3 protein-coding genes and 1 pseudogene are annotated in these 6,949 nt (G+C 43.3%); all 4 read left to right on the top strand.

Features of this window, described 5'->3' with window-relative positions:
* Positions 1-246: 246 nt before the first annotated feature.
* A pseudogene (locus AC1DIV_RS23365) lies at positions 247-1,127 on the top strand (helix-turn-helix transcriptional regulator).
* Positions 1,128-1,331: 204 nt separating this feature from the next.
* Positions 1,332-2,624 (top strand): CitMHS family transporter, encoded by a 1,293-nt coding sequence (locus AC1DIV_RS23360; RefSeq protein WP_048683174.1) that lies wholly within the window; start codon positions 1,332-1,334, stop codon positions 2,622-2,624.
* Positions 2,625-2,826: 202 nt separating this feature from the next.
* Entirely contained in the window at positions 2,827-4,770 is a 1,944-nt protein-coding gene (locus AC1DIV_RS23355) for a PTS mannitol transporter subunit IICBA (protein WP_477577496.1), read from the top strand.
* A gap of 86 nt (positions 4,771-4,856) precedes the next feature.
* On the top strand, positions 4,857-6,947 hold the full coding sequence (locus AC1DIV_RS23350; protein WP_477577494.1) for a BglG family transcription antiterminator: 2,091 nt from the start codon (positions 4,857-4,859) through the stop codon (positions 6,945-6,947).
* Positions 6,948-6,949: the final 2 nt, after the last annotated feature.

Here is a 6,949-nt window from a genome sequence, read left to right as displayed (position 1 = left end):
TTTCCGCGGGGCGGGCGGTGAGCCTCCTCGGCGTAAACGCCTGTGGGGTCTCACCTGTCCCGCTGCTCCCGCAGGAGTCTCGCACTTCCGCTCCAATCAACCTTAAATAGTTTCGTTTTAAAAACAACAATCTTTACGAAAAGAGCCTTTTTTTATGATGCATCGTTTGAAAGATTATGAAAAAAGCAATATATGTCAAAAAAACGATATGTTAATCTGTTATCCTTTTCTTAAGGAGGTTCGGAAATGAGATATAGCCCCATCATCCAAAAAACGATTGAATATATAGAGAATAGCTTACAAGCCGAATTGTCCTTGGAGAACATCGCACGGTTCGCAGGTTTTTCGAAGTTTCATTATCATCGTATTTTTCACAAGGAGGTTGGCGTGACCGTATCAGAATATATTCGATATCGAAGAATTGCCAATGCAGCTAACATGCTGCTTTATACCGATGAAAAAATAATCGATATTGCTTTATATTACCGCTTTGAAACACAGGAATCCTTTACTCGTTCATTCAAGAAATACTATGACCTGCCGCCAGGGCAATATCGGAAACTCGTAAGTAAACTAACCTTGCAAAAGGAGGAAATGACGATGAAGAACGAACAATTATTAAAAGGCTGGAATGTAAGCGGGAGTCATCCATTCAATTATCAAATGGGAATTGACCGGGAGACATTCCATAAAGGCCAGGCATCAGGTTTCCTGAAATCCGTCACTGCCGAATCCAAGGAGGAATTTGCAACGATGATGCAGCAATTCAAGGCGGAAAATTACCTTGGTAAAAGAATGAAACTGTCGGGTTTTTAAAATCAAAAGGTGTTGATGGATTTTGTGGTTTATGGATGAGGGTGGATAATGCGCTTCAGGATGTTTTGCAATTCGACAATATGGGGGATCGGCCCATTGTCAACGATACGGAATGGAACCATTATTATATTGTCCTGGATGTACCCGAAAACAGTGCCATCATTTCATTCGGGGTCCTTCTTTCAGGGCGCGGCCAAGTATGGATCGATGAACTGGAATTCGAGGAAGTCAGTATCGATACACCAACGACCAATCTAGACTACGGCTGTGACCTATTGGACGGACCGGCAAATTTATCATTTGAAGAATAAAGGGGCCTAAATAATCGCTGAATTTCTTAAAGAACGCGCCATTCAACCCGGGGAGTGGCGTTCGGTTCATCCTCGAAAAATCGCTTCCGTGAACACAATGAACACAATTAACAAAATAGTTTTAAAACACAATAAATTGAGAACGCTTACAAATGAAGCGGTTTCATATACACTTTACCTTATTAGAAGATAGGAGTGATAGATATGCTCGCTTTATTAGGATACTTGATGATAGTAGTGTTTATGATTTTAATTATGACAGGGCGACTTTCAGCCATGATAGCTTTGATTGCAGTACCAAGTGCCTTTGCACTTATTGGCGGGTTTGGCGGTAAAATGGGTGAGATGGCGCTGGAAGGCATCAAAGACGTTGCGCCAACGGGAATCATGATTTTATTTGCGATCCTTTTCTTTGGCATTTTGATTGATGCAGGGGTTTTTGACCCGATCATCAATACGATTCTTAAGGTTGTAAAAGGAGATCCGGTGAAAATTGCCATCGGCACGGCAGTCCTGGCTTTGCTGATTTCCTTGGATGGAGATGGTACGACTACATATATGATAACGATTTCAGCCATGCTTCCGCTATATAAACGGATTGGAATGAGACCGCTAGTATTGGCCGGTATTGCCGTTTCGTCATCTGGAGTCATGAACCTTCTTCCTTGGGGAGGCCCTACAGCACGGGTGATGACCGCTTTAAAACTTGAAATGTCCGATGTATTCACCCCTGTCATTCCTGCGATGATTGGCGGAGTCCTATTCGTCCTTTTCATGGCATATTGCCTGGGTAAAAAAGAAAGAAAGAGAATCGGGATCATTGAAGTCGATTATCATGCTGTGGCACAGCACGCGGCTGCAACGGAAGATGCTTATCTTAAACGGCCTAAATTGATCATATTCAATTACGCATTGACTCTTACACTGCTGGTTGCGCTGATTATGGAACTTATGCCTTCAGCGGTTCTGTTCATGGTAGGTTTCGCGATTGCCATTACGGTTAACTATCCTAAACTCAGTGATCAGAAAGAACGTGTAGCAAACTATGCGGACAATGCTTTATCTGTTATTTCGATGATTTTTGCGGCAGGTGTTTTCACTGGGATCCTTGCCGGAACGGAGATGGTCGATGCCATGGCAAACTCTTTGATTCAGCATATTCCAGATCAAATGGGCGCACATTTTGCTGTCATCACAGCCATCATCTCAGCACCTTTTACGTTCTTCATGTCTAATGACGCATTTTATTATGGGGTGCTCCCATTACTTGCTAAAGCGGGAGCTGCTTATGGAATTGACCCTGCCCTGATCGGCAGAGCTTCACTATTGGGGCTTCCTGTCCATCTATTAAGCCCGCTTGTTCCATCTACCTATCTATTGGTTGGAATGGTAGGGGAAGATTTCGGTGCCTTGCAGCGCACTTTCCTGAAATGGGCATGCGGATCGACGCTTGTCATGATAGTGGTTTGCGTCCTATTGGGAATCATCCCGCTATAAAGCTCTAAGAGTCCCGTTCGTCACGATGGCGAACGGGACTTTTTTCTGTCTGCATCAAGCGCTGAATAAATCCGGAAAAGTGAGATACATTATGTTTGTCTTCTCTTTCGCGACAAAGTTAGCTTTTTCTTTTATTGAATGAGGGATGTACGTACCTTAAGATTAAAGGAAACTATATTAATAAGAAGGGAAGAGAGCAAAAATGGCTCACTTTAATATAAAAGTTGCAGTTCAAAAGTTCGGTAACTTTCTAAGTTCAATGGTCATGCCGAATATATCAGCTTTCATAGCATGGGGGCTAATCACTGCCCTATTCATCCCATCTGGTTTCCTGCCAAATGAAAGCCTTGCCAAAATGGTTACCCCGATGGTTACGTTTTTATTGCCGCTTTTAATTGGGTATACGGGCGGTAAGCTAATCCATGACCACCGCGGCGGCGTAGTCGGTGCCATTGCGACAATGGGCGTCATCGTCGGATCTGACATCCCGATGTTCCTTGGAGCCATGATAATGGGACCGTTCGGCGGTTATGTCATCAAGAAATTCGATCAATTGATTGAAGGGAAAATAAAAGCAGGTTTTGAAATGCTTGTTAATAATTTCTCGGCCGGGATTATTGGCGGCTTATTGTCCATTCTATCCTTCTTGGCCATCGGGCCTGCTGTTGACGTATTTACAGGCTGGCTTGTAGCAGGAGTCGATTGGCTTGTCGGTACAGGTTTACTGCCGTTGACAAGTATCCTGATCGAGCCTGCCAAGGTCTTGTTCTTGAACAATGCCATCAATCATGGTGTACTATCACCAATTGGTGTAGAGCAAGTTAAACAAACAGGGGCTTCCATCCTGTTCCTTCTGGAATCGAATCCAGGACCAGGTATCGGCGTACTGCTCGCTTATTGCTTTTTTGGAAAGGGAACGGCGAAGAAATCGGCGCCAGGAGCTGCCATCATTCATTTCTTCGGCGGGATCCATGAAATTTATTTCCCTTATATCCTAATGAAGCCGATGTTATTCTTAGCCGTCATTCTTGGAGGCATGAGTGGAGTTTTCACATTGGTCCTACTAGGCGGAGGATTGTTCGCTCCAGCATCTCCAGGCAGCATACTTGCCATTACAGCGGTAACTCCGCATAATGCTGGTGCATATATTGCTAACTTTGCAGGCGTCATCGTAGCCGCCCTTGTTTCATTCATCGTCGGTGCATTCATCCTGAAAACAGGAAAGCAATCTGAAGAGAATATTGAAGATGCCGCGAAAAAAATGCAAGAAATGAAAGGCAAGAAAAGCTCTGTTGCCGATGTATTCGCTTCAGATCTTGGAACGATGCCAACAAACGTCAGCAAAATAATATTTGCCTGCGATGCCGGGATGGGATCAAGTGCGATGGGGGCTTCGCTGCTTCGCAAGAAGGTGAAGGAAGCCGGATTGAATATCACTGTTACAAATACGGCAATCTCAAACATTCCTGCTGATGCACAAATCGTCATTACACAGGAAGAGTTAACTCCAAGGGCACAGAATAAAGTACCGAATGCCTATCATGTATCCGTCGATAATTTCCTATCAAGCCCGGAATACGATTCATTGCTTGCGCGGCTTCAGGATGACGGTACCGATGAGCTGCATGAAATCGTAGAAGATGCTGAAGAGAAGGTTCCCGGTGTTCGTGAACATTCAATCGAGCCTGGCATCGACGAGGATGAGCAGGAAGGTAATGAATTGCTTCGCGAAGAAAATGTCTTCCTTAATCAACAATTCGCAAATAAGGAAGAAGCGATCCGCTTTGCGGGAAGAGCTTTGGTCAATGCAGGTTACGTTAAGGAAAGCTATATTGAAGCGATGATTGCCCGTGATGAATTGACTTCAACCTATATGGGGAATGATGTAGCCATTCCGCACGGAACCGAGGAAGCTAAGAAAGATGTCCTTAAATCCGGATTTACCGTTTTACAAATTCCTGATGGTGTCGACTTTGACGGCCAAAAGGCACGATTGATATTCGGCATTGCCGGCAAGGACGGGACACATCTTGAAATTCTATCTGGCATTGCAGTTACATGCTCTGACATGGAGAATATTGAAAAGATGGTTAAAGCCACATCAGCCAGGGAATTGATGGATATTATAAGTGTAGAAAATAATTAAATACTCTTAACCAAGAATAGAAAAGCGATTTACGCTTTTCTATTCAGTATTTTCTCGTGTTACTCCACCAGAAATGAGTTGGTAGCATGTATATTACTTCAAGGGAAAAATCAATCATAGAATTGATCATAAGAACTTCAGGAAAACATACAGCCTTATCCATTGCGACACAATTGAATGTTAGTGTCCGGACGGTTCAACGCGATCTGAAGTCCATAGAAAAAATCCTGCAATCATTCGAGTTGCATTTAACACGCAATACACATGAGGGACTGTCCATCGACGGGAAGAATGAACAAGTCTTTCGGCTTGTACAGCACCTGATGGGCAATCATCCGATCGATCAAACGCCACAAGAAAGAAAACTGCATCTTCTTTTAGCTTTACTGCAAGAAGAATCATATAAAACTCAAGTTCTTGCGGGGGATCTCGGTATAAGCATTACGACTCTTACAACCTATTTGGACGAACTGACCGAATGGTTAAAGAATTTTAATATCGTGATTACCAGAAAAAGGGGAGTCGGAATAGAGCTAGCCGGCACCGAAGAAAATAAACGGAAAGCCCAGGCGTCCTATTTCTTGCACTTCTTTAATGAAGAGCTGATTGAAAGTTTATTTTTGCTGCAAGAAGGAAAATTCCCAGAAGCGAAAATCCTCGACTATTTCGATCCCGAATATCTTCTGGCTATCGACGGGGTGCTGAACTCAACTTTTAACAGTGCCCACTCCCGATTGGCGGATAGCGGGTATATAGGGTTAATTGTACATATTTATGTAACCCTGCAAAGGAATGAAAGCCAATATTTTTTGGAGAAGGACTTCAATAAAATAAGCGAACTTTCCGATGAGAATAATCTCATGAATAAAATAGGCAAGGAACTCAGCACCATGCTGGAAGTTTCTTTTACCATCGATGATATAAGCTACCTTGCAGCCATCCTTAAAGGCTCCAAGCTTCATGCGGCTGATGCCGTTCCCTATGACAGTGTATTGCTTGGCCAGCTGATAAGAAACCTGATAAAAGATGTTTCGGCACAACTGCAAATCGATTTGACCAAGGATTTCCCATTGTATCAGGGGCTCCTTGCCCATATGGAACCATCGCTTTTCCGAATCAAACAGGAAATGGGATTGTACAACCCATTAACCGAAGATATTAAGCGAAAGTACCCGGTTCTCTTTTTGGCAGTGAAGACCAGTCTGGAAAAGGGATTCAAAGAAATAAAAGAATTTCCTGAAGATGAAATAGCCTTCATCGTCCTTCATTTCGGATCTGCATTAGTGCTGCGGGAGGAAGAAATATCAATAAGGGCACTCATCGTCTGCCCGACAGGTATCGGTACGTCGAAGATGCTTGCAAGCCGGATCAAAAAGGAAATCATCGAAATCGAGACTGTAGAAATCAAGACGATTAAAGACATCCAGCAGCAGGGCAGTCTGAAAAACTATGATGTGATCATTTCTACCGTCCGGCTTCCGTATATCGATAGTGATTATATCCTTGTATCCCCTCTATTGAGTGAAGAGAATATTTTGAACATCAGGAATTATTTAAGGAAGAATATCGAAAACTTCACGAAGAATAAGCGTTATGGCATTCAGTCAGCCGATAAGGATACCGTGACCAAAAAAGAGGATGGCGAACTGAAAGAAGTGCTGCAGGAATTGAAAGATACCCAGCAGAGCATCGAGTCGATCATGGATAATTTCCGGTTTTATCGGCTGCCGCATCGGAAAGGACATCCAGAAATCATCGAAGAAATGGTGAGGGTGTCTGAAACGGAAGAACTGCTGATGGGTGCCGATGATGTGGCCAGATCCTTGAAGGAACGGGAAAAAAAGGGCGGTTTAGGCATTCCCGGCACGGGAATGGGCCTGTTCCATACGAGACATAAGAATGTAAAAGAACTGATATTCCAGGTGGCCCACCTGGAGGAATATCGTCTGGTCAAAGGTATGGACGGTAATGACGTCCATATGAAAAATTTACTGCTGATGCTGGCACCTGAAGAATTGAGTGTGAAGCAGCAGGAAATCGTCAGCTTAATAAGTTCAAGCTTAATTGAAAGCAATGAATCCATCATGATTTTTTCATCTTCGGACGAAGAAATGATTAGAAGAAGGCTGGAAGCCATATTTTTGGATTATTTATATACTAACTTGATAAAGGGATGATT

The sequence above is a fragment of the Peribacillus sp. 05N428 genome (assembly GCF_056397085.1).
The sequence above is the reverse complement of the archived record's forward strand: the minus strand, read 5'-3'. Positions and strand labels throughout refer to the sequence as shown.

What these genes read in the sequence shown, in the direction of transcription:
- AC1DIV_RS23360 (WP_048683174.1), top strand. Translation starts at nt 1,332, where the DNA reads ATGCTCGCTTTATTAGGATACTTGATGATAGTAGTGTTTATGATTTTA.
- AC1DIV_RS23355 (WP_477577496.1), top strand. Translation starts at nt 2,827, where the DNA reads ATGGCTCACTTTAATATAAAAGTTGCAGTTCAAAAGTTCGGTAACTTT.
- AC1DIV_RS23350 (WP_477577494.1), top strand. Translation starts at nt 4,857, where the DNA reads ATGTATATTACTTCAAGGGAAAAATCAATCATAGAATTGATCATAAGA.